The organism is Gemmatimonadales bacterium (assembly GCA_036500345.1).
GTDB lineage: Bacteria > Gemmatimonadota > Gemmatimonadetes > Gemmatimonadales > GWC2-71-9 > Palsa-1233.
The window spans coordinates 1-25,464 of sequence record DASYCE010000031.1; the positions used below are offsets into that span (position 1 = coordinate 1).

Annotated in this window: 26 protein-coding genes; 4 read left to right on the plus strand and 22 right to left on the minus strand. The window is 66.8% G+C overall.

The features are described 5' to 3' along the window. The 17 genes from VGM20_13315 to alr all read right to left on the minus strand — a co-directional run. Positions 1–539: hypothetical protein (locus VGM20_13315; GenBank protein ID HEY4101847.1), on the minus strand; the 539-nt coding region annotated here is incomplete at its 3' end. After that, positions 536–1,558, minus strand: a complete 1,023-nt coding sequence (gene purM / locus VGM20_13320; GenBank protein HEY4101848.1) for a phosphoribosylformylglycinamidine cyclo-ligase — start codon at positions 1,556–1,558, stop codon at positions 536–538. The genes VGM20_13315 and purM, both read right to left, overlap by 4 nt. Further along, positions 1,555–2,472 (minus strand): PfkB family carbohydrate kinase, encoded by a 918-nt coding sequence (locus VGM20_13325; GenBank protein HEY4101849.1) that lies wholly within the window; start codon positions 2,470–2,472, stop codon positions 1,555–1,557. Before VGM20_13325 ends, purM begins: the two co-directional genes overlap by 4 nt. Positions 2,473–2,476: 4 nt before the next feature. Next, positions 2,477–4,108: an arginine--tRNA ligase gene (gene argS / locus VGM20_13330; protein HEY4101850.1), complete on the minus strand. Its 1,632-nt coding sequence runs from the start codon at positions 4,106–4,108 to the stop codon at positions 2,477–2,479. Then, positions 4,105–4,443 (minus strand): FmdB family zinc ribbon protein, encoded by a 339-nt coding sequence (locus VGM20_13335; GenBank protein HEY4101851.1) that lies wholly within the window; start codon positions 4,441–4,443, stop codon positions 4,105–4,107. Before VGM20_13335 ends, argS begins: the two co-directional genes overlap by 4 nt. A gap of 83 nt (positions 4,444–4,526) precedes the next feature. Then, positions 4,527–5,189 carry a hypothetical protein gene (locus VGM20_13340; GenBank protein ID HEY4101852.1) on the minus strand — a complete coding sequence of 221 codons (663 nt, stop codon included), beginning with the start codon at positions 5,187–5,189 and terminating at the stop codon, positions 4,527–4,529. Next, positions 5,170–6,735 carry a methylmalonyl-CoA mutase family protein gene (locus tag VGM20_13345; protein ID HEY4101853.1) on the minus strand — a complete coding sequence of 522 codons (1,566 nt, stop codon included), beginning with the start codon at positions 6,733–6,735 and terminating at the stop codon, positions 5,170–5,172. Before VGM20_13345 ends, VGM20_13340 begins: the two co-directional genes overlap by 20 nt. Further along, a complete protein-coding gene (fbp, locus tag VGM20_13350; protein HEY4101854.1) occupies positions 6,732–7,751 on the minus strand; it encodes a class 1 fructose-bisphosphatase in 1,020 nt (339 codons plus the stop codon). Before fbp ends, VGM20_13345 begins: the two co-directional genes overlap by 4 nt. A gap of 19 nt (positions 7,752–7,770) precedes the next feature. After that, positions 7,771–10,011: a DNA internalization-related competence protein ComEC/Rec2 gene (locus VGM20_13355; protein HEY4101855.1), complete on the minus strand. Its 2,241-nt coding sequence runs from the start codon at positions 10,009–10,011 to the stop codon at positions 7,771–7,773. A 5-nt stretch (positions 10,012–10,016) separates the two neighbouring features. Then, positions 10,017–10,283, minus strand: coding sequence for a late competence development ComFB family protein (locus VGM20_13360; GenBank protein HEY4101856.1), 267 nt, complete (start codon positions 10,281–10,283; stop codon positions 10,017–10,019). After that, on the minus strand, positions 10,280–11,590 hold the full coding sequence (gene miaB / locus VGM20_13365) for a tRNA (N6-isopentenyl adenosine(37)-C2)-methylthiotransferase MiaB (GenBank protein HEY4101857.1): 1,311 nt from the start codon (positions 11,588–11,590) through the stop codon (positions 10,280–10,282). The genes VGM20_13360 and miaB overlap by 4 nt, the downstream gene beginning before the upstream one ends. Positions 11,591–11,634: 44 nt before the next feature. After that, positions 11,635–12,828 carry a hypothetical protein gene (locus tag VGM20_13370; protein HEY4101858.1) on the minus strand — a complete coding sequence of 398 codons (1,194 nt, stop codon included), beginning with the start codon at positions 12,826–12,828 and terminating at the stop codon, positions 11,635–11,637. Next, on the minus strand, positions 12,829–14,022 hold the full coding sequence (locus tag VGM20_13375; protein ID HEY4101859.1) for a hypothetical protein: 1,194 nt from the start codon (positions 14,020–14,022) through the stop codon (positions 12,829–12,831). Beyond that, complete coding sequence (locus tag VGM20_13380) at positions 14,019–14,402, minus strand: cytidine deaminase (GenBank protein HEY4101860.1); 384 nt, start codon at positions 14,400–14,402, stop codon at positions 14,019–14,021. Before VGM20_13380 ends, VGM20_13375 begins: the two co-directional genes overlap by 4 nt. Next, positions 14,399–15,565: a phosphopentomutase gene (locus VGM20_13385; protein HEY4101861.1), complete on the minus strand. Its 1,167-nt coding sequence runs from the start codon at positions 15,563–15,565 to the stop codon at positions 14,399–14,401. The genes VGM20_13380 and VGM20_13385 overlap by 4 nt, the downstream gene beginning before the upstream one ends. After that, positions 15,562–15,813: a DUF1844 domain-containing protein gene (locus tag VGM20_13390; protein ID HEY4101862.1), complete on the minus strand. Its 252-nt coding sequence runs from the start codon at positions 15,811–15,813 to the stop codon at positions 15,562–15,564. The genes VGM20_13385 and VGM20_13390 overlap by 4 nt, the downstream gene beginning before the upstream one ends. Then, positions 15,810–16,892, minus strand: a complete 1,083-nt coding sequence (alr, locus tag VGM20_13395) for an alanine racemase (protein HEY4101863.1) — start codon at positions 16,890–16,892, stop codon at positions 15,810–15,812. Before alr ends, VGM20_13390 begins: the two co-directional genes overlap by 4 nt. A gap of 29 nt (positions 16,893–16,921) precedes the next feature. On the opposite strand from alr, the gene mazG reads away from it, so the two are divergent. Next, complete coding sequence (gene mazG / locus VGM20_13400) at positions 16,922–17,686, plus strand: nucleoside triphosphate pyrophosphohydrolase (GenBank protein ID HEY4101864.1); 765 nt, start codon at positions 16,922–16,924, stop codon at positions 17,684–17,686. 19 nt (positions 17,687–17,705) lie between these two features. On the opposite strand, the gene asnS is transcribed toward mazG, so the two are convergent. The 3 genes from asnS to VGM20_13415 form a co-directional block, all read right to left on the minus strand. Then, on the minus strand, positions 17,706–19,007 hold the full coding sequence (gene asnS, locus VGM20_13405) for an asparagine--tRNA ligase (protein ID HEY4101865.1): 1,302 nt from the start codon (positions 19,005–19,007) through the stop codon (positions 17,706–17,708). 12 nt (positions 19,008–19,019) lie between these two features. Next, positions 19,020–20,021, minus strand: a complete 1,002-nt coding sequence (locus tag VGM20_13410) for a hypothetical protein (GenBank protein HEY4101866.1) — start codon at positions 20,019–20,021, stop codon at positions 19,020–19,022. Between the two features lie 109 nt (positions 20,022–20,130). Further along, a complete protein-coding gene (locus tag VGM20_13415) occupies positions 20,131–20,445 on the minus strand; it encodes a DUF3175 domain-containing protein (GenBank protein HEY4101867.1) in 315 nt (104 codons plus the stop codon). A 223-nt stretch (positions 20,446–20,668) separates the two neighbouring features. Between VGM20_13415 and VGM20_13420 the strand changes: the two genes are divergently transcribed. Next, on the plus strand, positions 20,669–21,172 hold the full coding sequence (locus tag VGM20_13420) for a ferritin-like domain-containing protein (protein HEY4101868.1): 504 nt from the start codon (positions 20,669–20,671) through the stop codon (positions 21,170–21,172). Positions 21,173–21,212: 40 nt separating this feature from the next. Here VGM20_13420 and VGM20_13425 read toward each other — a convergent pair whose 3' ends face one another. Together VGM20_13425 and recG are read right to left on the minus strand one after the other, a co-directional pair. Continuing rightward, positions 21,213–22,244, minus strand: a complete 1,032-nt coding sequence (locus VGM20_13425; GenBank protein HEY4101869.1) for a hypothetical protein — start codon at positions 22,242–22,244, stop codon at positions 21,213–21,215. Positions 22,245–22,414: 170 nt separating this feature from the next. Then, entirely contained in the window at positions 22,415–24,478 is a 2,064-nt protein-coding gene (gene recG / locus VGM20_13430; protein HEY4101870.1) for an ATP-dependent DNA helicase RecG, read from the minus strand. A gap of 84 nt (positions 24,479–24,562) precedes the next feature. Between recG and VGM20_13435 the strand changes: the two genes are divergently transcribed. Then, positions 24,563–25,000, plus strand: a complete 438-nt coding sequence (locus VGM20_13435) for an antitoxin Xre/MbcA/ParS toxin-binding domain-containing protein (protein ID HEY4101871.1) — start codon at positions 24,563–24,565, stop codon at positions 24,998–25,000. Between the two features lie 4 nt (positions 25,001–25,004). Further along, complete coding sequence (locus VGM20_13440; protein HEY4101872.1) at positions 25,005–25,460, plus strand: RES family NAD+ phosphorylase; 456 nt, start codon at positions 25,005–25,007, stop codon at positions 25,458–25,460. Positions 25,461–25,464 lie beyond the last annotated feature (4 nt).

The window sequence follows — 25,464 nt, forward strand, 5'->3', positions numbered from 1 at the left end:
CGCCCGCCAATGCCGAAACCGAGCGCGATCGTGCCGATCTTGTTGGCGTTGACGTCGATGTGCACATCGTGGATCAACGTTGTCGGAAGGAGTTGGGCCGACCCCAGAAGGTCAACAGCAAACTGGCCGCGATGAATTCCGGGAAAGATTCCCAGCGCACCCTCAACCAGCGGCGCCGGCGCGAACAGCTTCTGCTGCGAACCGACCGTCGTTCCTTCGCCGTTGTACGAGAAGTCGGGAATGACAACCGTCGTCGCATTGGCGCGGATCGTGACGTCGAGGTGTCCGAAACCGCCGAGCCCGTTGGTGGCGCCGAGGAACGGATTGCCACCGGTGATCAGCACGCCAGCTACCGGCGTGAAGAGCGACGCGCCATCAACCGCCGCGTTGCAGACGCGTTCGGCCTGTCCGCTGCCGAATAGCCCGGAGCCGTATGCGGCACATTGGGCGTTTCCCTGCGCGCGCATCGGGCCGGCACCAACAGCGGCCGCCGCGGCTGCCAGCGCGATGATTCCGGCTATCGAACGAAGACGTGTCACGCAAACCTCGCGGCACCGGAACCGGCGACGATCGCTCCGCATCGCCAGGTCGGGACGTCCGCAGCTCGCGCAGCGGATTCCACCGCCGCGACTGCATCGGCCGGAATGACGGCGATCATCCCCACTCCGAGATTGAAGACATCACGCATTTCGGATTCACTGATGTTGCCGCCGTCCCCGATGAGACGGAACAACGCCGGCCACTCCCACGAGTTGGGGTCCACGACGGCATCGCACGTCGCCGGAAGAACCCGCGACAGATTCCCCGCAATGCCGCCGCCGGTGATGTGCGCCATCCCGTGGATCCGGTCGAGCACCGGCGCAAGCGCCGCGACGTAGCTGCGATGCACGGCAAGAAGCGCCTCGGCCAATGTCTGCCGCAACTCGGGAACGGTCTGCTGGAGGAGGAGTCCCATCTCGTCGAGCAGCACGCGGCGCGCCAGCGTATAGCCGTTGGTATGCAGTCCCGTTGATGCATACGCGAGAAGTACGTCGCCGGCCGCGACGGCGTCGCCATGAATAGCGGCGTCTTCCTCCACCACGCCGATGATCGTCCCGGCGAGATCGAACGTTCCCTCCGGATAGACTCCAGGCATCTGGGCGGTTTCTCCACCGGCGAGCGCCATACCATGATTGACGCACCCGCGCGCGATGCCGGCAACAATCCCCTCGATCATGTCGACCGGAAGACGGTGCCCCGCCACGTAATCCATGAACGCGATCGCCCGCGCCCCGTGCACCAGGATGTCGTTCACGGAATGATTCACCAGGTCTTCGCCTACGGTGTCGAATACCCCCGCCGCCTCGGCCACAAGCACCTTGGTCCCCACACCGTCCGTGCTCATCACGAGGAGTGGGTGTCGCATCCCCTCGGGTACCCGGACCATCCCGCCGAACGCACCAACTCTTCCGGCTGACAGCGGCGTCCGCGTCGCGGCAACCAGTTCGCCGATCCGCGCCTTGGCGTCGTCCGCGGCCGCGAGATCCACGCCCGCCGCTGCGTATCTCGAACCGGTCATCCGTCGCTCCCCGCAGGAATCCTGGTCAGTTCGACGAATTCACGGACCCGCGATTCGACCGCCGCGACCTCGATCCCTTCGAATCCGCGCACGCCGAACCCGGCGACAGAGTACGACCCCATCGCCGAGCCGTACACCATCGCCCGACGCAGGTGCTCGGTATCGACCGCTCCCGCTCGCGCGAGATATCCCATGAATCCGCCGGCGAACGCATCGCCTGCACCGGTCGGATCGAAGACCTCTTCGAGCGGAAATGCCGGGATGTGAAAGGTCTGGCTGCGATCGATCAGCAGCGCGCCGTATTCGCCCTGCTTGATCACCACCCGTTTCGGTCCGCGATCGAGAATCCAGCGCCCCGCGCGATGGATATTCCAGTCGCCGGAGAGTTCGCGCGCCTCCGAATCGTTGACCATCAGCATGTCGACGCGCGCGAGGAGGGCGAGGAGATCATCGCGCTTCGACTGGATCCAGTAGTTCATCGTGTCGCACGCGCAGAAGACCGGCGACTGCACCTGCTCCAGCACGCCGAGCTGCAGGACCGGATCGATATTGCCGAGGAAGACGAACCTGGCGTGCTCCGCTCCCTCGGGGAGCTTGGGACGAAAGTCGGCAAAGACGCCGAGGCGAGTCTCCAGCGTTTCCCGGCTCTGCAGGTCGTAGGAATATTTCCCCTTCCACCGGAACGACTCGCCGGGGGCGCGCTCGACGCCGCTCCAGTCGATGCCCCGACCGGCGAGACGATCGAGTTCGTGCATCGGATAATCGTCGCCGACGACGCCGACCACTCGAACCGGGTGCAGCAACGACGCTGCGACCGCGAAATGGACCGCGGACCCGCCGAGGGCATCGGCGGTGGAACCGAACGGCGTGAAGATCGAGTCGAGTGCGACACTCCCCACGACGAGCAGCGTCATCGAGTCACATCCGATCCGGCGCGGAGATGCCGAGGAGGTTGAGACCGTTGCGGAAGACCTGCCGCGCGCCCCGCGCGAGGAGGAGCCGCGCCGCTTCAATCGCCGGTGGCTCGCCGATCACCCGGCACGCGTGGTACCAGGCATGGCTTTCGCGAGCGAGCGTTTCGAGATACGTGGTGATCCGGTGCGGCTCATGCTCCGTGGCCGCGCGCTCGACCACCGACGGAAACAGCACCAGCTCCTTGACCAGGTCGATGTCTGATCCGGTCAAGACGCCGAGATCGATCGCGCCGGCGACCGACTCCGGCTCGCGCCCCGCGTTGCGGAGGATGCCGCTCATCCGGGCGTGCGCCATCTGGACATAGAAGACCGGGTTCTCGTCGGTGCGGGACTTGGCCAGCTCGATGTCGAATACCAGGTGCGAGTCGCCGCGCCGCATCATGAACCAGTAGCGCGCCGCGTCGACCCCGACCTCTTCGTAGAGATCACGGAGCGTCACGAATTCGCCCGACCGCTTCGACATCTTCACTTCTTCGCCGCCACGCACCACGCGTACCAGCTGCACCAGCGCCACGTCGAGCCATCCCTCGGGAAGGCCAAGCGCCGCAAGTGCCGCCTGCATTCGCGGGATGTACCCGTGATGATCGGCGCCCCACACATCGATCGCATGGTCGAAACCGCGCTCGAACTTGTCGAGATGATAGGCGATGTCGGGGACGAGATAGGTGAATGACCCGTCGGTCTTGCGGAGGACGCGGTCGCGATCGTCGCCGAACGCGGAGGTGCGCAGCCAGAGCGCGCCGTCTTCCGAAAAGGTCTGCCCCGCCGACCCCAGCCGCGTCACCGCGGCGTCCACCTCGCCGGCATCGTAAATCCGCTGTTCCGACGACACGACATCGAACCGCACGCCGAAGGTCGCCAGCGTCTCGTCCTGCTCAGCCCGCTGCATCGCGAGCGCGGCGCGGCGGCACCGGGCGATTCCGTCGGCGGGATCGAGGTCGGCAAACCCTTCCCCCTCGCGCTCGAGGAGTGCGGCCGCGGCTTCACGGAGATACTCGCCGTGATACCCGCCGTCCGGAATCTCTCCGGACCGACCGACCGCCTGCTGCACGCGCGCCCACAGTGACTCGGCCAGGCGGGTGATCTGCGCCCCGGCGTCGTTGACGTAGAACTCGCGAGTGACCTCGTGGCCGGTCCATTCGAGCAGTGACGCGATCCCGTCGCCCAGCGCCGCACCACGGCCGTGTCCGACGTGAAGCGGGCCGGTCGGATTGGCCGAGACGAACTCGACGTTGATTCGGCGCCCGATGCCGGTCGCGGATCGGCCGTATTGATCTCCGTCGGCGATGATCTGCGCGAACTCCCGCGCCAGCGTGTCCTGGCCGATTCGGAAATTGATGAAGCCGGGGCCGGCGATCTCGACGCCCACCACCGACGTCGCATCACGGTCGATCGCTGCGATGATCTGTTCGGCGATCGCGCGCGGATTCCCCCGCTCGCGACGCGCAACGACCATCGCGAGGTTGGTGGCGAGATCGCCGTGCGACGGGTCGCGAGGGCGTTCGAGGGTGAACTCGAATCCTCCGCCGAACCCTTCCGCCACGCGTGCCAGCTCGGCGCGCAACCGGTCGGTCACGCCGGATCCTTCTTGCCGGAGGGAGACGAGGGCTTTGCCTCCGCGCTCTTGGGCGTCGAGGTGTCCGGGCTCTTCGCCGGCGCGTTCTCGCTCTTTGAAGCGGACTTCTCCTCACCACCAGCGCTGCCTTCCGGCGCCTTCCGGGGCCCCTTCCCGTCCTTGCCGTAGTCGGTGATGTAGAAACCGCTCCCCTTGAAGATCACGCCCTGCCCACCCGAAATGACCCGCGACGCCCGCGCGCCACAGACCGGGCACCGGGTGATTGGTTTGTCGCTCATTTTCTGGACCCGCTCGAAGGCATGGCCCTTGTCACAACGGTACTCGTAGGTCGGCATTCGGCTCCATCCGGGGCTAACTCACCGCGCGGTATAAAGATAGTCGCGCCGGCCGGAGTCGATTCTCGGCGGGTGGGAAGCGCTCAGCCGGCGAAGGTCGACAGCAACGCCCGATCGATCGTGTGACCACCCTCGAAATGGTGGACCACCACGTCGAGCCCCTCGCCGCGAAGACGCTGACCGTCCGATTCGACCCGTTCCGGAGGAACCCTGGCGTCCCGGTCGCCGACGACCAGGTGGAGCGGCTGGGGACCGAGCGTCTCGCGAAGGGCCGCGCCGTGGACGTCATCGGGGATCGCACCCGCCCAGCAGACGAGTTGGGCAACCGGTCGAGCGGGCGCGATCGACCAGCGTGCCGCCACCGAGCATCCCTGGGAAAATCCATGGATATGGAGCGCCGCATCGGGAGGGACGAGTGCCGTCACGACCTGATCGAGGTATTGCCGCTGGTCCTCGATCTCGTGGTGCAGCTCCTCGCGAGTCGTCCATGACGCACCCACAGCACGTTTCCCCTCGCTCAGTTCGTTGTAGAAACGGGAGAGCCCCTCGGGAGCGATCAGCACGCGCCCCGGTCGCGCCGCCGATCGGAACCAGTGCAGGATGCCGCGCGCGAGCATTCCATACCCATGCAGGATGAGCCACGCTTCGGTCGCTGTTTCCGGATCTCCCACGACGCCGACGCGCGCGTGTCGCTGCGTGATGAAGTGGCGGTACGCGGCCTCCATCTCACCGCGTCCCTTCGGCATGGTACGTTCCCCAGGCCGCACGCAGCGTGTCGCTGATCTCCCCGAGCGTGGCGCGGGCCCGTACGGCATCGATGATCAACGGCAGCAGCGGCGTCGAACCTTTCGCCCCGGCGCTGATCGCGGCGAGGGTCGCCGTGACGGCACCCGCGTCACGACGCCGCTTCACGTCGGCGAGGCGATCGCGCTGCTCACGCTCGAGCGCGTGGTAGTCCGGAACCGGCGGTGTCACGGGGGCGGCGTTGTCGGCGAACCGATTCACACCGACCACGGTCAGCTCCCCCGATTCCTGCGCCTGCTGCGTCCGCCACGCGCTCTCGGCGATGGCGCGCTCGAAGTAGCCGGACTCGATCGCGGCCGCGGCACCCCCGATTGCGTCGATCTCCTCGATCAACGCGCGGGCATCTCCCTCGATCCGATCGGTGAGTGATTCGACGTACCAGCTTCCTGCGAGCGGGTCGATGCTGCGCGTCATGCCGCTCTCGAACGCCAGCACCTGCTGCGTGCGCAACGCGAGCGTCGCCGACTCCGTCGTCGGCAGCGCCAGCGCCTCGTCGTAGCCGTTGGTGTGCAGCGACTGCGTTCCGCCCAGAACGGCGGCGAGCGCCTGGACGGTCACGCGCACGACGTTGTTCAACGGCTGCTGCGCCTGCAATGTCACCCCGCCGGTCTGGGTGTGAAACCGCAGCCGCGCAGTGGCGTCGTCCGCCGCGAACCGCTCGCGCATCAGGCGGGCATAGAGGCGCCGGGCCGCGCGAAACTTCGCGATCTCTTCGAAGAGATCGTTGTGCGCGGCGAAAAAGAACGACATCCTCGGCCCGAACGCCGGGAGTGGCACACCGGCCGCGATCCCACGTCGCACATATTCGAGCGCGTTGGCGAGGGTGAACGCCACCTCCTGAACGGCCGTGGCACCCGCCTCCCGCATGTGGTATCCCGAGATCGAGATCGGGTTGAAATTCATCCCCTCGGATACCACGAACCGGAAGAGATCGGTGACGAGCCGCAACGACGGTTCCGCGGGGTAGATGTACGTCCCCCGAGCGATGTATTCCTTGAGGACATCGTTCTGTACCGTCCCTCCGAGCGCCGATCGTGCGACGCCCTGCTCTTCCCCGGCCACGACATACATCGCCAGCAGGATCGCGGCCGTCGCGTTGATCGTCATCGACGTGGTGACCCGGTCGAGCGGAATGTCGCGGAAGAGCATGACCAGGTCGTCGACCGTATCGATCGCCACGCCGACGCGGCCAACCTCGCCCGCCGCCATCGGATGATCCGAGTCGTACCCCATCTGCGTTGGAAGATCGAATGCGGTCGAGAGTCCGGTCTGACCGGCCGCGAGCAACGCGCGGAAGCGCACATTGGTCGCCTCCGCGGTGCCGAACCCTGCATACTGGCGCATCGTCCACGGCCGCCGCGTGTACATCTCGGCGTACGGCCCGCGCGTGAACGGAAATGCGCCCGGTTCGCCGAGATCGCGCCCGGGCTCGCCGTGCCAGTCCGATGGATGTGCGAGCGGTGGCACGGTTCCGCGCGGGTCGGTCACGCCGGCCCCTCGACTTCGGCGATCACCGTGCTGACGTAGTCCACGTCCGCAGCGTTCCCGGCCACGAACGGTGTCCGCTGATGCAACGACGTGGGGACGATCTCGACGATCCGCGTTCGGCCGTCGGTCGCCTTGCCGCCGGCGGCTTCGGCAAGGAACGCCATCGGCATGCACTCGTAGAGGAGGCGGAGCTTGCCGTGCGGATTTCGTGAATCAGCGGGATAGAGATAGATCCCGCCGGCAATCAGGTTGCGATGGAAATCCGCCACCAGTGACCCGATGTAACGCGACGATTTCCCCTCGATCCGCTCCGGATCGTCGCCGTGAAAGCCGCGGACGGCGCGCTGCATCCCCTTGGACCACCGGCCAAAGTTCGATTCGTTGGCGCTGTAGTACTTGCCGTGCTTCGGCATCGTGATCGATTCATGCGAAAGGAGGAATTCGCCGATGGTTGGATCGAGCGTGAATCCATGCACACCATGCCCGATCGAATACACCATCATCACACTCGAGCCGTAGAGGATATACCCTGCACCGACCAGCTTCGTGCCCGGCTGCAGCACGTCCTGCATCGTGCCCTGTCCCTTCGTACTCACCCGCGACATGATCCCGAAGATGGTACCGACCGGGCCGTTGACGTCGATGTTGGATGAACCGTCCAGCGGGTCGAAGAGGACTGCGTAGTGCCCCGCGGGATAGCCGTCGGGGATCGGGATCAGCGATTCATCCTCTTCCGACGCCATCGTGCAGACGCGTCCGGTGTGATTCAATGCATTCTTGAGCGTTTCGTTGGCAAAGACATCGAGCTTCTGCTGCTCCTCGCCCTGGACGTTGATTGCGGATGCGCTGCCGAGAATGCTGGTGAGCCCCGCTCGCCGAATCTGTGCCGCGACGACCTTGGCGCCGAGGGCGATGTCGTACAGCAGGTTGGTGAGTTCGCCAGTGGCCTCGGAGTGCAGCTCCTGCTGCTCGAGGATGAAGCGTTCCAACGTCGTGACGATGGTGCGATCGAGCACGGTTGCTCCCCTGGGTGACTCACGGTCGAACGGTAAATGTCGCGGTGGATCGCGCGCCCTGCACCGTGAACGTCCTTCCATCGGTCGTCACGGTCACCAACCCCTGCTGGTCCGTTCGCCACACCGCGGCGCCGGCGTGGTCGAGGCGTGCCAGCGCGTCCGGCGACGGATGCCCGTAATTGTTGCGGCCGACGCTGACCACCGCAGCTTGGGGCTGCGCCGCGGCGAGGAACGCGTCGCTGCTGGCGGTCTTCGAGCCATGGTGGCCCACCTTCAGCAGATCGACCCGATGGAGCGCCGGCGCCATCGCCGATTCTGCCACGAATCCCGCGTCCCCCATCAACAGCGCATCGAACGCGTTGTAGCGCACTTCGAGCACGATCGAGTCCTCGTTCAGATCATCGCCCTGCCGCGCCCACGGCGTCGGCGGATGAAGGACATGAAATTCCACCCCATCGACCGACCACGCTGTTCCGGCGCGCGCTGCTCGCCATCGAACGTGATGCGCCGCCAGCGCGCCGAGCCAGCGGTCGTAGGCCGAATCGGAGAAGAGCTCGCCCGGTTCGAGCGCGACGTCGGTCGGGATTCGCGCCAGCACCGCGGATGCACCGCCGACGTGATCCCGATGTGCATGCGACAGCACGAACATGTCGATGCGGTGCACACCGTGGCTGGTCAGATACGGCACAATCACCCGACGGCCAGCATCCCAACGGTCGTCGGCCGGCCCCGCGTCAACTTCGATCCAGTGATTCCTCGGTGTTCGAATCAGCGCCGCGTCGCCCTGCCCGACATCGAGGAAAAGTAACGCCAGCGTCTGCCCGTCTCCCGGCGCATCGCCGGTGGTTTTTCCGAGGAGTACCACGCAGGTCCCGGCCGTGACCACCCACGACATCCGTCGAACCGCCTCGCGCAATGTCGTGGGGCCGTAGATCACCCAGGCGAACGACGCCGCGATGCCGATCCAGGGGAGCGCCGCGGCGAGCCCCGATGTACCAGATGGTGCGGAGCCGGGAAGGAGCGCGCCGCGGCGCACCAGCGCATCGAGAAGCACCAGGAAGCCGTTCCCCGACGCCGCCATTCCCTGCGCCACTCCCGCGAGGATGCCGTTCAATGCGATCGACAGCACCAGGAGCGGCAGCGCCATGGCAACCAACGGGATACCGACGAGCGACAGGACGATCCCGGCGGGCGCCACCTGGCCGAATGCCGCCGCGGCGAGCGGTGCCGTCGCGAGCAGCGCGCCGGTCGACGCGGAAAGCGACCGCACCAGGTAATGCCGGCTGATCGCACGATCGCTCCACCGGACGGCGAGGCTCACGCCGGCAAGGCCGAGAACCGACATCCATCCGCCGGGCGAGGTGATCGACCACGGATCGCCGATGAGCACCACCAGCGCACTGGCGGCCGCGAGTACGCTGAGCCGGACCTGTCGCTGTCGCCAGCGGCAGAACGCCAGCACCACCAGGAGCGCGGCGGCGCGCATGGCGGCTGGTGGCCATCCGAGCGCCGCGGCGTACGCCACCATCGCGGCAGCAGCAATCGCCTCCGCTGGGTGACGCGACACCCCCGCAAGTCGAAGAATCAGCACGATCCATCCGGCGAGACACGCCAGATGAAACCCGGAGATGGCAAGGAGGTGCATCAATCCCGCCGACGCAAACGCCGCCTTGAGATCGGGATCGAGCGCGCCGCGCCACCCCGCCACCATCGCATCGACGAGCGGCGCGCGCGGACCGTACAACGCTCGCGCCCTCCCGGCGAGCGTGTTGCGCAGCCGCTCGACCGGGATCGGTGATCCCCATGAGCTTCCGACGGTCGAGATCATGAGGATCCCGTCCGGGTGGCCCAGGGCGCCCGTCGACGGAATCCAACGCGCCACCACCCGCGCCGTGCGGCCGGCCGCGAGACTTTGGCCACGCGGCCACGCCGCCGTGATCGTACCGCCGCAGGTGAATGACACGATGCGGGCCCGCCCGGTTCCCTCTCCCGGATCGACAGCGTGGATGACGTACGAACTCGCGCCGAGCGGCATGCGAGCCGCGCACGATTGCCGCGCGTCAGTCACGCCGTGCTGCCCCACGACAATTCCCGCGGCAATTGCCGGAAGGGCCACGACCCACCATTCATCGCGCAACAGCCATGCAGCAAACAGGAGCACCACAATGACGCCGGCCAGGTCCGGAAAACGCGCGAGGCCGGTCGCAAGACCGGCCCCGTAACCTGCTGTCACCATCAGGATCCCCGGAGGTCGGGGCATCAGCGCTACACTTTCGACCGCGGCCGCGCGGCGACAAAGCGCATCGCTTCAAGAACCTTCACGTCGATTTCGGCGCGTTGCTGCGCACCATCGAGCGCGACCTCGGTCACCGCTTTCCCCGCGTCGGTGACGACGTAGCGCGGCGGCAGGCGATTGAGCGCGTAGACGATGACGTCCTCGCGATGCTCCGCCGAATCCGCGAATTCCTTGACCGAGGTCTTGAGGCGGTCGTACGCGTCGCGAACGTGCCGCTCCATCACATTGAGGATCATAGCACCGCGAGCGTGGACTGTTCCACGCTTCCCATGAAGGTTGAACCTGTCGTTCCCGTCAACCGGACGTCGTGATATTCCCCGACCGACGACGGCGGGAGATCGAGCAGCACGAGAAAGTTCTGGCGCGTCCGGGCCAACATCATGTCGCCCCGCTTTGCCGGGCGCTCTACCAGCGCTTCGTGCACCTGCCCAACTCGCGCGGCGTTGCGGCGACGGACCTGCGAGCGGACCAGATCGATCAGTCGCGCCAGGCGCTCGCTCCCCACCTCGTCGTCGACGCGATCGCGCAGGCGTTCCGCCGGCGTCCCCTCGCGCACCGAATACTTGAAGGTGTAGGCGTCGTCAAAACCAGCTTCCTCGACGAGGGTCATCGTTTCGGCGAACTGCGCGTCGGTCTCGCCCGGGAAGCCGACGATGATATCGGTCGACATGGTGATCGCCGGCATCGCCGCGCGAAGCTCGCCCGCCACGTCGAGATACCGCTCTCGTGTATACCGGCGCAGCATGCGCCGGAGCACCGCATTCGATCCGCTCTGCACCGGCAGATGGACATGGTCGCAGACCGCCGGCGTCGTGGCCATCGCCTCGATCACCGCCGGGGTGAAATCGGTCGGATACGGCGAGGTAAACCGGATGCGACGCAACCCATCCACCGCACCGACGGCGCGCAACAGTTCCGCGAAGTCGTGCTCGCCATCGTGGTACGAATTGACCGTCTGCCCGAGGAGTGTCACCTCGGTCGTCCCCGCGTCGGCCAGCTGCCGCACCTCGGCGACCACGTCGGCGAGTCGCCGGCTTCGCTCCGGACCGCGCGTCGTCGGTACGATGCAGAAGGTGCAGCGATAATCGCAGCCGCGCTGCACCGTCACGAATGCGGTCGGACCCGATTCACGCAGCTGCGGGATCTCTTCGTAATGCTCCCAGCTGCGGTACTCGACGTCGACCTGGCGTTCCCCTGTCCCGGCGTGCGCCAGAAGCTCGGGGAGATTGCGGTATCCGTCCGGACCGACGACGAGGTCGACCGCGGGGACTCGTTCGAGCAGTATCGGTCCCAGCCGCTGGGCCATGCACCCGACCACGCCGAGGACCGTGCCGGGCCGCTTGTGGCGCTGCAGCTCGCCAACCCGGCCGATCACCCGCTGTTCCGCATTGTCCCGCACGGCACAGGTGTTGACCAGGATGACGTCGGAACCTTCCGGCACGGGCGACTGGGAATAGCCGTCCCGCGCGAGGACGCCGAGCATCAGTTCGGAGTCCGCCACGTTCATCTGGCAGCCGTAGGTTTCGACGTAGATCTGCTTCATCTGGATGGGAGTATACTGCGGCGCGGTGGCAGACAGTGCCGCCGCTACTGGCCGATCGTCGGCGGGCGGACGGAGATCCCGACGGTAATCACCGTCGCGCCCTCGGTGTAACCGCTTCCCTGCGACCGCCAGATCCGCTCGATCGCGATATCAAAGCCGCCGCGATCGGCGGCAAACCGCCGGCCGGTACCGAGTGATACGCCGAACTCGTGAGGCTGCGGATCGGTGGCGAGCAGGAACGGGAGCGTGGTGTAGTGCGCGCCCAGGCGGAGCGGATACTTGAGCGGCTGGCGCGCGTTGCGGATCAGCTCGATGCCGCCATTGATCCCGACGGTATTGCGAGCGCCGGGCGCCCCTTCCGCCTGGATCGCGGAATCCGCGACCGACCAGTTCCGCGTGATCCCCGACGCCACCAGCGAAAGGCGTGATGTCACCGCGGCACGGATCCCGGCCGTGAACGTGGTCGGCATGGCGACCGATCCGACCGATGACGTCGGGAACTGCACCTGCCCAAGTCCGGTCGAATCGCGGTCAATCCCGACCGCGCCGTCGTGGCGAAACGATGCCGCGATCTCCACGCCGTGCACCGGATTCCAGAGCGCCCCGATGGAAACACCAGTGCCGCTGTAGGACAGTTCCGCTGTTTCCGCCGGCGAGAGATAGGTCGTGTCTTCCCAGAAGCGCCTCGATACCAACCGGTTCGACCCGGTGAGGAAGTGCACCGCGGCGCCGACCGCCAGCCTGGTGTTGACCACCCACGCGCCACCGATGCGCAGATCATCGATCCCGCCGCGCGACGACAACGTGTCATGCACCTCGACCGGCACGCCGCGTGGCGACGCCTGTCCGTCGCTGACCACCGTGAAATCGCGGTCGGTATAGAGCGAGTAGCTCACCCCGAGGGCAATGCGCCGATGAGCGACCGGACCGCCGATGAGAATCTGGGGAAAGCGGGTGTCACGCGTCGACAGCGTGCCGGCCGGATTGGTGCTGCTCCGCCAGTCGCCGCTCGAGGTGAACAGCGCCGTCGCCGTGGAGAGGGTCCCCAGCGCCGCCGGGTTGGTTGACGACTGGCCGTCGAAGATCGACTCCGCGCCTCCCAGGCCCAGCGAATACGCCGATGCCTCGCGCCCCGGAAGTCCCAGTCCGCGGATGCCAAACTGCGACGCCTGCGCGAACGCGCGCCCGGTGATACCGAGCAGGCCGAAGACAGCGAGCGTCGCAATCCGTTGCCTCATCTAGAAGCCTCCGAAGGCAAACGGCGGACGATAGGTGATCCGGAGCGTCGGCGCCCCCACCGCGGCTCGCGTCGACCGGAAGAGCGGGAAGATGAACGTGCCGCCTTCCTGCGCGAGCGACAACCGGATGACGGATGGCGTCGGTGTCTTCCCCTGCCATGCCTGTATCAGCGGGGCGATTTCGAGCGAGACGTCCTGCGTCCCGGGGAGGAGCGGTACTGCCGCGGTGAGACCGATGATCAGCGGCGATTTTGCCCCGAAATCGGTGAGCTCCGTTCCCGCCACCAGCTGCGCGGTGTCAGCCGGTATGCCGATGACCGGCGCATCGGCGTGCAGCTCCAGCGTGGCGCGGATGATCGTGGCCGAGTCCCGGAGATACTCGGGAAGTGCGAAGCGAATGAAGCTCCGCGATACCGGAATCCCGCCCACCGCCAGCAGCGTTGCCGGCGGCGGAGGGTTGGGCGCCGAGATCGTGAAGAAGTCGCTCGCAATGCGCCCCAACGCTTGCGGCTTGAGCGAGTCAACAACACCGTTCGCTTCGACATACGTGGTGAGGAGCGGCGCAAAGGCCCCCGACGCCGGAGTCCCGATCCGCGCCGCGGTAGCGGAGTCGGCGCGGACGCGTATGCCGATTTCGAGGATCGTGCTGTCGGACGGCACGAATCCCAGGCTCGCGAGCGAGTCGCCCGAGAACGTGATATGGACGATCCCGTTCGCGGCCGACACCCCCTCGGGGACCGAGGCGATCAGGTTGGCCGGCGTCATCTGGGCGTCGACATCGGCCAGCGAGGCAGTGGAGTCGAGCTTCGGCGAGAGACGGTAGATCTCGAGGACGAAATTGTTGGTCGTCGTGTCCCGTGCCTGGAGGCCGACTTCGAGCGCCACCGAATCAACCGTGAAGGTCCGGCTCGTGTCCGACACCAGCACCGAGTCGGTTCGCGGGAAGAAGCGAATGACGGCGCGATTCTCTCCGTAGACGCCGCCGCTCGATGTGAGCAGCGAGGTCAGGTTCGACTGCTCGATGAACCCGGTGAAGCTGGAATCGCCATTGGGGATCGGCGACAGTGTCGTGTCACGGAACACCGATTGGCCGCCCGGGCAGAACGACGGGCAGGTCCCGGGAGTGGTCAGGTGCTCGGTACAGGCAGCAGCGACCACTGCGGTGAGGACGACGGCAGCGATGCGCCACTTCACTTGAGCATCTCCGCCGTGAATCCGGCCGGGAGCAGCTCGCGCATCGTCCATTGCTGGCTGAGCTCGCCGGCGCAACTTTCGACGACGAGATCGGGGGCGAATTCCGACAGGACCTGGCGGCACGCGCCGCAGGGCGCCACCGGCTCCGCGGCGTCGCTCACCAGTACCATCCGGCGGAAGCGCTGGTGCCCGGCGGAGACCGCGGCGACAACCGCGCTTCGTTCGGCGCAGATCGTCAACCCGTACGACGCATTCTCGACGTTGCAGCCGGCGAAGACGGTGCCATCGTCGGTTTCGAGTGCCGCCCCGACGCGAAAATGCGAAAAGGGAGCATACGCCCGGTCGCGGGCCGCTTCGGCCACAGCTCGCAACGACGTCACGCTACCCAGATATCGCTCAGGAATGACTGCCCAGCGGCAAGCGCGGGTACGCCCAGGAACTCGGCAATGGTCTGGCCGACGTCGGCGAACGTCCGGCGTTCGCCGAGATCGATGGCGCGGACGCGCGGACCGGTCGCGAGGATGGGGACGCACTCCCGCGCGTGGTCCGTCGAAGCGGTGGTGGGATCGTTGCCATGGTCGGCTGTGAAGATAATCAGGTCCTCATCACGGGCTTCCCGCAAAAACTGAGGAACCCAGCGATCGAGATCGATGAGTCCGCCCGCGAAGCCGGCCACGTCATTGCGATGTCCCCAGCTCTGATCGAACTCGATGACGTTGGCGAAGAGGAAGCCGTGGTCGAGCGCGGCCATCTTCTGATCGATCAAGGCATACGCGTCCGGATTCGTCGCCGCGTGGGTGCTGGTGATCCCCCGCCCCGCAAAGAGATCGTCGACCTTCCCCACGCCCACAACTGGAACGCCCGCAGTGGCGAGATGGTCGAGCAGCGTCGGCCGGGGCGGCTCAAGCGAAAAGTCCTTGCGGTTGGCGGTCCGCACCCAATGCCCCGGAGTCCCGCGAAACGGCCTCGCGATCACGCGCGAGACGCTGTGCGGGCCGGTGAGAAGTTCTCGCGCCGTGCGGCACGCGGCGTACAATTCGTCGAGCGGCACGACATCCTCGTGCGCCGCGATCTGGAACACGGAGTCCGCCGACGTGTAGACGATCCACTGCCCCGTTGCGAGATGCTCCGATCCCAGTTCGTCCAGAATCGCTGTTCCCGACGCGGCCTTGTTCCCGATCACCGCGCGCCCGGTGCGGCCGCCAAATTCGGCCAGCAGCGCCGGGGGAAATCCTTGCGGATAGGTGGGGAATGGCGTCTCCAGCACGACGCCGCAGAGTTCCCAATGCCCCGTGGTGCTGTCCTTCCCGGCGCTGGTGGGCTGGGCCCAGCCATGTGCCGCCCGCGGATGCGGCGTCTCGGGAATCCCGCTGTCGCCACAGTGCCCGAGCCCGAGGGACTGCAGGTGCTGGAGATGCAACTCCGGCCGTGCCCGCATCACATGCCCCAGGGTGGCGCTTCCTGCATCGCCGTACACCGCCGCGTCGTGCGCCAGCCCCACACCGACTCCGTCGAGCACGATCAGTGCAGCGCGGCGCGTCACATGACCTTCCCGGTGGCGAAGCGGAAGCGCAGTGCGGTCAGTGCCTGCTCCACCAGGCGGCTCTCATCGGCGTCGAGATTCCCGCGCGTCTTCTCCTGGAGAGCCGCCAGCGTGTCGATCAAGGTCTGCGCGAGCTGCCGCGCGTTGGTCGCGCCGGCTTCTTCGGCTCCCGGCGGCAGCTGGCCGTCGAGCGCCGCGTTAGCCTGGCCGGCAATTCCGAGGACCAGCGATGCGAAGTGCGGATTCATTCGTGCCTGTGGTAGCGGCGTGGCAGCCGCGGACTGAGTGCGGTGAGAAGTTCGTAGCCGACCGTCCCCGCGAGCGCAGCCTGTTCTTCGAGCGTCACCAAACCGCCGAAGAGCGTCGCGACATCACCGATTGCGACCGGCAAGTCTCCCGCGTCGACGAGGATGTGATCCATCATGACGCGCCCGACGATTCGCACCCGCTGTCCGAGGAGTTCCGCCGCACCCGCATTCGACAGCTGTCGATGGATCCCGTCAGCGTATCCGATCGCGATCGTCGCGATCGTCGTCTGATTGGGAGCGCGCCAGGTGCCGTCATAGCCGATCGGCGTCCCCGCCGGGACGCGACGGATCGCCACCACCCGCGCTCGCACCGCGACAACCGGGATGCTGTCGAGTCCGGGCACGCGCCCTCCGTACAGATGGATCCCCGGTCGCGTCACATCCCCCGCGTAGGCTGTTCCGTATGCGCCAGCGCCGGACGACGCCGCATGCAGTACCGCCGGGCGCCTTCCCAGCAACGCAATCGCCTGCTGGAATCGTTTCCATTGCTGCGCCGTCCCTTCCGCATCGTGGCCGGCCGAATGGAACATGGTAAAGATGCCCTCCCATCCGGCAGCGTCGCTGAGCAGATTGCGGACCTGGGCGAGCATCTTGCCGTCGTTCCACACGAAGCCCGAGCGCCCCATGCCGGTGTCGATCTCCAGATGGAACGGGCCGCCACCGTGGGAGAGCCAGGCGTCGAGGGCGTCGAGATCACCGATGCTGGGCCGGGCGGCCACGGCGTTGACGAACTCGATCATCGACGGCACCAGCGGCGTGAAGATCACGATCGGCCGGACGATGCCGTTGACGTGCAGTTCGCGGGCCTCGTCAACCGTGGCGACGCCATATCCCCACGGTTCGACTTCGGCCAGTGCTCTCGCGACCATGAGCGCGCCAAGGCCGTAACCGTCGGCCTTCACCATCGGCAGCAGCGGAACCCGTGTCGCGGCACGGAAGGACTGGGCGTTGCGGACCAGGGCGTCCAGGTCGATATCGACCCAGGCGCGCGCGGTGTCAGGAGTCAGTCGTTTGCGCACGATGGGAGACTAGGACCCCGGGGGATTGGATGCAAGATGATTCGGCGCTTCAGCGCGCCGTGGCGATGGTGGCAGACCTGCGCGCGCGTTGCGATTGGGATCGGGTGCAGACGCGGGAGACCCTCCGGCCCTATCTCATCGAGGAAGTGCACGAACTCGATGCCGCGCTGGCGGCGAATCAGCGCGACGCGATCCGCGACGAAGTCGCCGACCTCATGCTTCACCTCGCCTGGCAGCTCGCCCTGGGCGCGGAACTGGGTGAATTCACTCCCGACGACATCGCCGACCAGCTGGTGGCGAAGATGCGTCGGCGCCATCCGCACCTCTTTGCCCAGGGCGACCGGGAAGCGTGGCAGCAGCTCAAGGCGCGTGAACGACCCCCGGGAACCGGCACCCTCGACGGCCTTCCCGCAACGCTGCCGGCGCTCCTCCTCGCCTTCCGCCTGCAGGAGCGCGCCGCCGGCGTTGGTTTTGACTGGCCCGATACCGCCGGACCGGCGAACAAGGTGCGCGAAGAACTCGGCGAGGTCGAAGCCGAACTCGGGGCGACGGCGACCGGAACCCCTCCCGATGCGCTGGTCGACGAGGTCGGCGATCTCCTCTTCGCCGTCGTCAACCTCGCGCGGAAGGCCGGCGTCCATCCGAGCCTCGCGCTCGATCGCGCCAATCGAAAATTCCGGACGCGATTCGAACAGGTCGAAGGCCTCGCCCGCGAACGAGCGATCGCCCTGGACACGGCAGGGATCGACCGACTCGATGAGCTCTGGGATGAAGTGAAACGCCGATCGCCTTGAGCGGCGATCGGCTCGGCCGTCAGGGATAGAGCCGGTGAATCTGGCGCGGGAAGGCGATCGCTTCCCGGATATGAGGAATGCCGCAGATCCATGCGACGGTGCGTTCGAGGCCGAGGCCAAATCCCGAGTGCATGAACCCGCCATACTTTCGCAGGTCGAGATACCACTCGTACGTCTTCGGATCGAGCCCCTGCTCGCCGATGCGCGCAAGGAGACGGTCGTAGTCGTCTTCGCGCTGCGACCCGCCGATGATCTCCCCGTACCCCTCGGGCGCCAGGCAATCGTTGTTCAGCACCGTGCGCGGGTCGTCGGGGTTCTCCTTCATGTAGAACGCCTTGACCTGCTTCGGATAGTTCATCACGAAGAGCGGCCGGTCGAACGATTTCGCCAGCGCCGTTTCGTCGTCCGCGCCCAGGTCCGTTCCCCACTGGATGTCGCTTCCCTCGCGCTGCAACGCGGCGATCGCGTCGGTGTAGGTCATCCGCGCAAATGGTGCCTTGACCTTTTCCAGCGGCGCGATGTCGCGCTCCAGTTCGGCAAGCTCGGCACGCCGCCGCTCGAGCACGCGACCAACGAGATACGAGACGAAATCTTCCTGCAAGCGCATGTTGTCGTTGCTGTCGGCAAAGGCAACCTCGGGCTCGCACATCCAGAATTCGGTCAGGTGGCGCCGCGTCTTCGACTTCTCGGCACGGAAGGTCGGCCCGAAGCAGTAGACCCGGCCGAGCGCGGCAGCCGCCGCCTCGACGTAGAGCTGGCCCGTCTGCGCCATGTAGGCGCGCCCAAGATCGAAATAGTCCGTGGCGAAAAGCTCACCGGCATCCTCGCCGATCGACCCGGTCAGGATCGGCGTGTCGACGCGCGTGAAACCGCGATCATAGAAAAAGTCCGAGATCGCATGCTCGATTTCATTGCGGACACGCGCGACGGCAACCTGGCGGCGTGACCGGAGCCAGAGGTGCCGGTGCTCGAACAGGAATGCCGTTCCGTGTTCCTTGGGCGAAATCGGAAAGTCGACGCTCGGCGAGGTAACGGAGAGATCGGTGGCCGTCAGCTCGTAGCCACCCGGTGCACGCGCGTCGGCGCGGACGACGCCGGTCACGACGATGTTTGCTTCCTGCGTCAGCGTGCCGAGCCGCTCCCAGGCGCCTTCGATGAGCTCGTTGCGCGGGAAAACCGCCTGGACATAGCCGCTTCCGTCGCGCAGGACCACGAACGCGATCTTCCCCGACGAGCGGGTCGTCATGACCCACCCCCGGACGGACACGATGTCACCTGGATGTGCGTGGAGGTCGGCGATCGAAGCAAAGGTCGTCGGCATGGCTGATCTTACTCAGCCGCCATGCTCCAGCGCCAGTCGATCCGCGATCGCCGCCAGATCCTCGGCGTCGCGCCATTGCCGTTCGAGCAGCTTGAGTTCCCCTTCCATTGCGCGCCGCTCGGTCTCTTCATGCGCCGCCATCTCCAGTGCCAGCCTCACCTCGAACGGCACGTCGCGCAGGATGTACTGCCGCTGGGTCGCAAAGCGGAGTGGACGGCCCACCACATACTCGAGCAGCCGTTGCTCGCTCCCCGCTGTCTCGAGCAGGCGCGTCGCTTCCGCCACCTGCGCGCGGGCAGCCGCTTCGTGATCGATCGCCGGGAGGACTCGCCCCAGCGTGGGGAGCAACGCCGCCCCTGCGAAGAGTCCGAGCGTGGGGACGTCCCGGATGCTGGGCAATGCCGCGCCACCAACGTGTTCCGCACCGCTGCGGTACGGCACTTCGAGCCGCCAGTCGCCGTGACTGTTCGCGCTCAGCGACGCGAGCATGAGCGCCACGAACGGCACGTCCACCAGCTGGTCGGTCCACGGATCGCGCAGGACACAATGCTGGTGCATGGCGCGCACCGCGCCGCCGGTGACCTGGAAGAATGGAAGCGAGTCGAACGGTCCGCTCCACAGCGCCGTCATGACCCAGTTCAGCACGCCGGCCGCGTCGGTCTCGGCGCGCGGCATCCGGCGACGGCGGCGCAGCATCGACCCGTAGCGCCACGCGGCAAACTCCGGTCGCAGCGCCGGACCGATCCGGATCAGGTCGGCGCCGCTCCGGTGGGAGGCCAGGCCAATGTGATCGGTGGAAAAGCGTGCGCGGGTATCCCGGAAAACCCGCTCGCAACAATCGATCGCTTCGAGACGGGAGTCGAACGGCACGAGGTTCCACTTGACGCACGACGTGCAGATGATCCAGAGCCGGCCGCGGCCGGCGTCAAAAGCCAGCCTGGATCCCACGGGAAGCGGCTCGATCACCTCGTTCCGCCCAAGATCGGCTTCGCAGTAAAGGCAGGTGTGATACACGGCGCACCTCCTGATCGAACATCCTGCCCGGAGATATCGTGGCGCTGGCGCTCGCGTTACACATAGGTAACAGCGGGATGACAGTAGGTCGGCCGCGGCGCGCCGGCATTCAATGCCGTGGCTTCGCCTCGCGCACCGGGCGGTGGTAGAGGTCCCGGAGTTCGTCCTTGGCCCGCTCGAGGCGGCGTCGTTGCCGCGCCGCGAGCTGCGTCCCTGCGCGATTGATGTAGTAGGTGAGCATCGACATCGCCGACTGATAGGAGCCGGACTTGCGGCGCGAGCTCCGGTCGGCGGAACGCTTCAGTGACCGGGCAATAGCCCGCGGATCCGTGAGCGCAAAGACTCCCTTATCAAGATCGAGCGCGTCGCTCGTCTCGTGGACCTGCTGCGACCACCGCGCCTTGCTCGTCGTCGCTCTCGCCATGGCTCTCGCTCTCACCGTCATGACTGCCCATCCTCGTCGAGAAACGACGAGTGATATCAATGGGACCACACTCGCGCGGCATCGGGAATTCGACGCGCCGGCAAGAGGCGAGTGAGAGCGCACCTTCATTCAACTTCTGCTGTGCACCGGAACAATTTCGCCTCGTCCCATTCGCACGTGATGTGCCGCATCGACCTTCCACATTCACTACCAGGAGCCGACCATGATGGGACCGCTGCACGAGATGTTTCTCGACGAGTTGCGCGAGATGTACGACGCCGAGGAACAGCTGACCAAGGCACTGCCAAAGATGGTGAAGACGGCGACACACCCGGAGCTCCGGGACGCATTCGAAAGCCATCTCGAAGAGACGAAGGGGCACTACGAACGGCTGGAACGCGCGCTGGAAATGCTCGGCGAAAAGGCGAAGGGCGACACCTGCGAAGCGATGAAGGGATTGGTCAAGGAGGGTGGCGCCATCATCGATGAAAAGGGTGACATGCCCGACGCCGTCGTTGATGCCGGCCTGATCGCAGCCGGCCAGAAGGTCGAGCACTACGAGATCGCGTCCTACGGGACGCTGATCACCTGGGCACGGATGATGGGGCACGACGAAGTCGCCCAGCTCCTCGAACAGACCCTCTCCGAAGAGAAGGCCGCCGACGAAAAGCTCAACGCGCTGGCGGAGCACGGGATCAATCAGCAGGCGATGGCGAGCGCCGCCTGATGGACCACGGGGCCGCCGGATCCCCGGCGGCCCCTGCAGCCTACTTGCGGGCCTTCAGTGCGTCGAGCTGCGAGTCGACGCCGCCGGTCGTCAGCCCATCGGCGATCGCCGCGAGTCGATCCGCCTCGCGCCACTGACGTTCCAACAGCCGCAGCTCCCCTTCGAGCCACCGCCGCTCGGCATCCTCGTTGGCCAGCATCTCGAGTGCGAGCCGCGGCTCCGCGCTGAGCTTCGAGAGCTTGCCGAGGGCGCGTCCATGATCGCTCCATTCCAGGCGCGCCTTGGTCACCAGCGATTCGAGCGTGATGTGCCGCTCGACCAGTTCCACGGCACCGCGCACCTGGTTACGCGAGCCCGCCGTGCCGGCAATGACCGGAAGGACGTGCCCCAGTGCCGCAACGGCATCCGCATTGGTGAGGAGAATTTTCTCCTCGATCTTCTTGCCGCGAGTCCACTTGCCCTGCAGGCCGACGCGTGCCGGGACCATGAGGCCCCAGCTTGCCGGTGGACCCTCCACACGTTGCAATCGCGATTGCTTGACATCGGCCCGGGTCAGCGTGAGCGGTTCGCCACCCTCAGGGACAAATCGCGTCGCGATGCGATGGCGCTCCAGCGACTGAAACGCCCCCTGCATCAGGAACTGCAATCCTCCGACGCTCCCCGCCAGCACCTGAAGTCCGATCATGCCGCCGACAATCGCGACGCCCGCGGTGGCACCGATCACGATGTTGCGCCGCCGGCGCGACGCAAAGCGATCACCGTAGCGCCACGCCGCAAACTCCGGGCGCAGCGCGGCACCGATCCGGATCAGCTCGAGTTCACCGCGGACACGCGCGAGGCCAATGTTGTCGGTGGAGAAGCGCGTGTGCGTGTCGCGGAAGATCCGTTCACATGCATCGATCGTCTCGAGGCGATTCTCGAACGGAACGAGGTTCCACCGCGCGCACGAGGGACAGACGACCCACAATCTTCCCTGCGCCGCATCGAACGCGAGCCTGCGCCCGACCGGAAGGAGCTCCAGGACGTCGTTGGCGCCGAGCTGGTGCGTGCAGTAGAGACAGGTCGAGTACACGCAGGAAAGTAAGGCGGCGGCGCGTGAACGGCGCTACTATCCGGTCTCCTTCTCGAACCGTTCGTAAACCTCGCGCCTCGCGCTCGGTCTGATCCGCCGGCCAACCGGCAGCGTGTCCAGGACGTCGTTGCGCCCCATGTCCCGATGGCAGTACAGGCAGGTCGAATACATCAGCCGACCCGGAAGAGGATCTCGGCCCGGGGATAGCGCGCCAGTGCCCGTTCCCGCAGCGCACGGTTCTCCCGTTTCGCCAGTAGCGGGTCGTCCTCGAGCACCGCTCGCGCCAGCGCGCGTGCTTCCGCGAGGAGATCGTTGTCGTCGGGAAAGCGCGCAATGCGGAAGTCGATGGCCCCCGACTGCTGCGCGCCGAGCAGGTCGCCGTGACGCCGCTCCTCGAGATCGAGCTCGGCGATCCGGAAGCCGTCATCCGTCTGTGCGAATGCCCGCAACCGTTCCGGTACCTGCGTCGATGCGGTGAGCAGGATGCAGTGCGATTCGCGCTCGCCGCGTCCCACCCGCCCGCGCAGCTGGTGCAACTGCGCCAGCCCGAATCGCTCCGGATGTTCGATCACCATGACACTGGCGTTCGGCACGTCGATTCCGACCTCGATGACCGTCGTCGCCACCAGCACCATGACCTCGCCGTCGCGAAAGCGCCGCATCACGGCATCGCGCTCCGGTGGTTTCAGCCGGCCGTGCACCAGCCCTACGACCACGTCGGGCCATTGCGAGGTGAGCAGCGCCGCCATCGTCTCGGCAGCCCGCAAGTCGGCGCGCTCGGACTCTTCGATCACCGGAAGGACGATGTACGCCTGTCCCCCGTCGCGGACCGCCGCGCGCACGAACTCGAAAACCCGGTTGCGGTGCGCCGGCGTGCGCAGCGAGGTGCGAATCCGGCCGCGTCCCGGCGGCTTCGCCTTCAGCACCGAGGCATCGAGATCGCCGAATCGCGTCAGCGCGAGCGAGCGCGGAATCGGAGTCGCGGTCAGCAGCAGCACGTCGGGTGCATCGCCCTTGTGCATCAGCGCGGCCCGCTGCTCGACGCCGAAGCGGTGTTGTTCGTCGATGACCACCAGGCCGAGTCGCTGAAACGCCACCTGATCCTGCACCAGCGCGTGGGTGCCGATCGCGATCCGCGTCTCGCCATCGGCCAGACGCGACCGCGCCGCCCGCTTGTCCGCCGCGCCAAGCCTTCCCAGCAACAGCTCGGGCACGACGCCGAGCGGCGCCACGAGCCGCGAAATCGAGCCGTAATGCTGCTCGGCAAGGAGCTCCGTTGGCGCCATCAACGCCGCCTGATAGCCGTTCTCGAGTGCCAGGAGCATCGCGAACAGCGCCACGACCGTCTTGCCGGTCCCCACATCGCCCATCAGCAACCGGTGCATCCGCTCGTGCTTCGTCATGTCGTCGAAGATCTCGCGGATCGCCTGCTTCTGGTCGGTCGTCAACTCCCACGGAAGATGTTCGCGCAGCGGCGTCGTCAGCGTGCGGCGGATTTCGAATTGTGTGCCCCGCTGGCCGTGCCGTGCGACGGCGCGCGCCCGCGCCAGCATCAGCTGCAGATCGAGGAGCTCATCGACGGCGAGGCGGCGGCGGCCGAGTTCCGCGGCAGCCACGGTGGTGGGACGATGCACCGCGAAGAGCGCATCGCGGACCGACGGCAGCGCAAACCGCTGGCGCAACGCGTCAGGCAGGAGATCAGCCGCCAGCGCCGCCATCGCGTCAAGATGCTGCGTGATGACGGCACGAATCTGCTTGTGCGACAGCCCCTCGGTCGCGGGGTAGACCGGAATCACCCGCCCTTCGGACTCGACGTCATCCGCGTCGCCCAGCATGACAAGTTCGCGTGGCGCCATCTGCCTGCCATGGTAGAATCGCACCGGCCCGGCGACCAGGACGAGCTGCCCCGGCACGACCACCCGGTCGAGGAACGCCTGCCCCGGCCAGGCACACTCCAGTGTGCCGCTGGCGTCGCGCAGCACGGCGTGGAAGATCCGCAGCCCTTTGCGCGTCGGAAGCACGCCCGTACTGACCACGGTCCCGACGCACGCGACGTCATCGCCGACGCGGACGCGGGCGAGCGGCGTCACCGTCGATGCGTCGATGTAGCGGTGCGGCAGGTGGAAGAGGAGGTCCTGCACCGTGGCCACGCCGAGCCGTTCGAACGCGTGCGCGCGCTTCTCCCCGATCCCCTTGAGGAATTGCACCGGCGTGTCGAGACGGAGTGGGGGCACCCCGAAAACTACAGGGCCTCGCCGGGATTGCGCGGTCGCGACTCATTTGAGTAATTTCAAAGCGTCATTTGACGGGATGGCCCGATGGCGTCAACAGTAGCTTCGTTCCTCGGCGGGCGGCGGGTGCTTCGCGAATCGGTCACTTCCGACCTCCAGCTCGCCGCCCTGGTCCGCGCCGGACTCCCCGCCGGATCGCTCGACCACGTCCTCGACGAGCTCTCCCCCTCCGTCGCACCGCAGGCCGACATCTACCGCGTGGTCGGCAACGCCCGGACGCTGCAGCGGAAGCGGACGGCGAAGACCAGGCTCTCCCCCGACGAATCCGATCGTCTCGCGCGGCTGGCCCGCATCGTCCTCCGCACCGAAGCGGCACTGGGGAGCACCCCGGCGGCGCACCACTGGCTCGCCCGGCCCAATCGCGCCCTCGCGGGCAAGACCCCGCTGTCGCTGCTCGACAGCGACGCCGGCTCGCTGGCGGTCGAGCAGGTCCTCGGCCGGATCGAACACGGCGTCTACAGCTGATCCGATGCTCTGCCATCGGATCTGCCGGCGCCGGCATCGGGCCCTCGACGGCGAAGGGGCCCGCCTCTACGGCGGTCGATGGAATTCACCCGGTCTGCCGGCGCTCTACACCTCGTCGACGATCGCCCTTGCCGCCCTCGAATACCTCGTCCACCTCGACAGTGACGAGGCGCCGCACGACCTCATCGCCACTCGCATCGACGTCCCCGACGACCTCCCGGTCACGACCATCGAGCCGAAATCCCTTCCGGCACGCTGGTACCGCTACCCGGGCCCGGCGGCGTGCCGTGCGATGGGCGATGCGTGGCTTCGCGAGGGAAAGACCGCGGTCCTCTGCGTGCCGTCCGCGCCGGTACCCGAGGAGTGGAACTACCTCATCAATCCGCGCCACCCTGATTTCCCCAGAATTCGCCGCGCCGGTGCCCGCGCCTTCGCCTTCGATCAACGACTGATCCGCTGACCGA

What these genes read in the sequence shown, in the direction of transcription:
- asnS (HEY4101865.1), bottom strand. Translation starts at nt 19,007, where the DNA reads ATGCCGACGACCTTTGCTTCGATCGCCGACCTCCACGCACATCCAGGT.
- VGM20_13420 (HEY4101868.1), top strand. Translation starts at nt 20,669, where the DNA reads ATGATGGGACCGCTGCACGAGATGTTTCTCGACGAGTTGCGCGAGATG.
- VGM20_13325 (HEY4101849.1), bottom strand. Translation starts at nt 2,472, where the DNA reads ATGACGCTGCTCGTCGTGGGGAGTGTCGCACTCGACTCGATCTTCACG.
- VGM20_13340 (HEY4101852.1), bottom strand. Translation starts at nt 5,189, where the DNA reads ATGCCGAAGGGACGCGGTGAGATGGAGGCCGCGTACCGCCACTTCATC.
- VGM20_13435 (HEY4101871.1), top strand. Translation starts at nt 24,563, where the DNA reads ATGGCGTCAACAGTAGCTTCGTTCCTCGGCGGGCGGCGGGTGCTTCGC.
- VGM20_13415 (HEY4101867.1), bottom strand. Translation starts at nt 20,445, where the DNA reads ATGGCGAGAGCGACGACGAGCAAGGCGCGGTGGTCGCAGCAGGTCCAC.
- mazG (HEY4101864.1), top strand. Translation starts at nt 16,922, where the DNA reads ATGCAAGATGATTCGGCGCTTCAGCGCGCCGTGGCGATGGTGGCAGAC.
- purM (HEY4101848.1), bottom strand. Translation starts at nt 1,558, where the DNA reads ATGACCGGTTCGAGATACGCAGCGGCGGGCGTGGATCTCGCGGCCGCG.
- VGM20_13360 (HEY4101856.1), bottom strand. Translation starts at nt 10,283, where the DNA reads ATGATCCTCAATGTGATGGAGCGGCACGTTCGCGACGCGTACGACCGC.
- miaB (HEY4101857.1), bottom strand. Translation starts at nt 11,590, where the DNA reads ATGAAGCAGATCTACGTCGAAACCTACGGCTGCCAGATGAACGTGGCG.
- VGM20_13355 (HEY4101855.1), bottom strand. Translation starts at nt 10,011, where the DNA reads ATGCCCCGACCTCCGGGGATCCTGATGGTGACAGCAGGTTACGGGGCC.
- VGM20_13370 (HEY4101858.1), bottom strand. Translation starts at nt 12,828, where the DNA reads ATGAGGCAACGGATTGCGACGCTCGCTGTCTTCGGCCTGCTCGGTATC.
- VGM20_13335 (HEY4101851.1), bottom strand. Translation starts at nt 4,443, where the DNA reads ATGCCGACCTACGAGTACCGTTGTGACAAGGGCCATGCCTTCGAGCGG.
- VGM20_13390 (HEY4101862.1), bottom strand. Translation starts at nt 15,813, where the DNA reads ATGAATCCGCACTTCGCATCGCTGGTCCTCGGAATTGCCGGCCAGGCT.
- VGM20_13440 (HEY4101872.1), top strand. Translation starts at nt 25,005, where the DNA reads ATGCTCTGCCATCGGATCTGCCGGCGCCGGCATCGGGCCCTCGACGGC.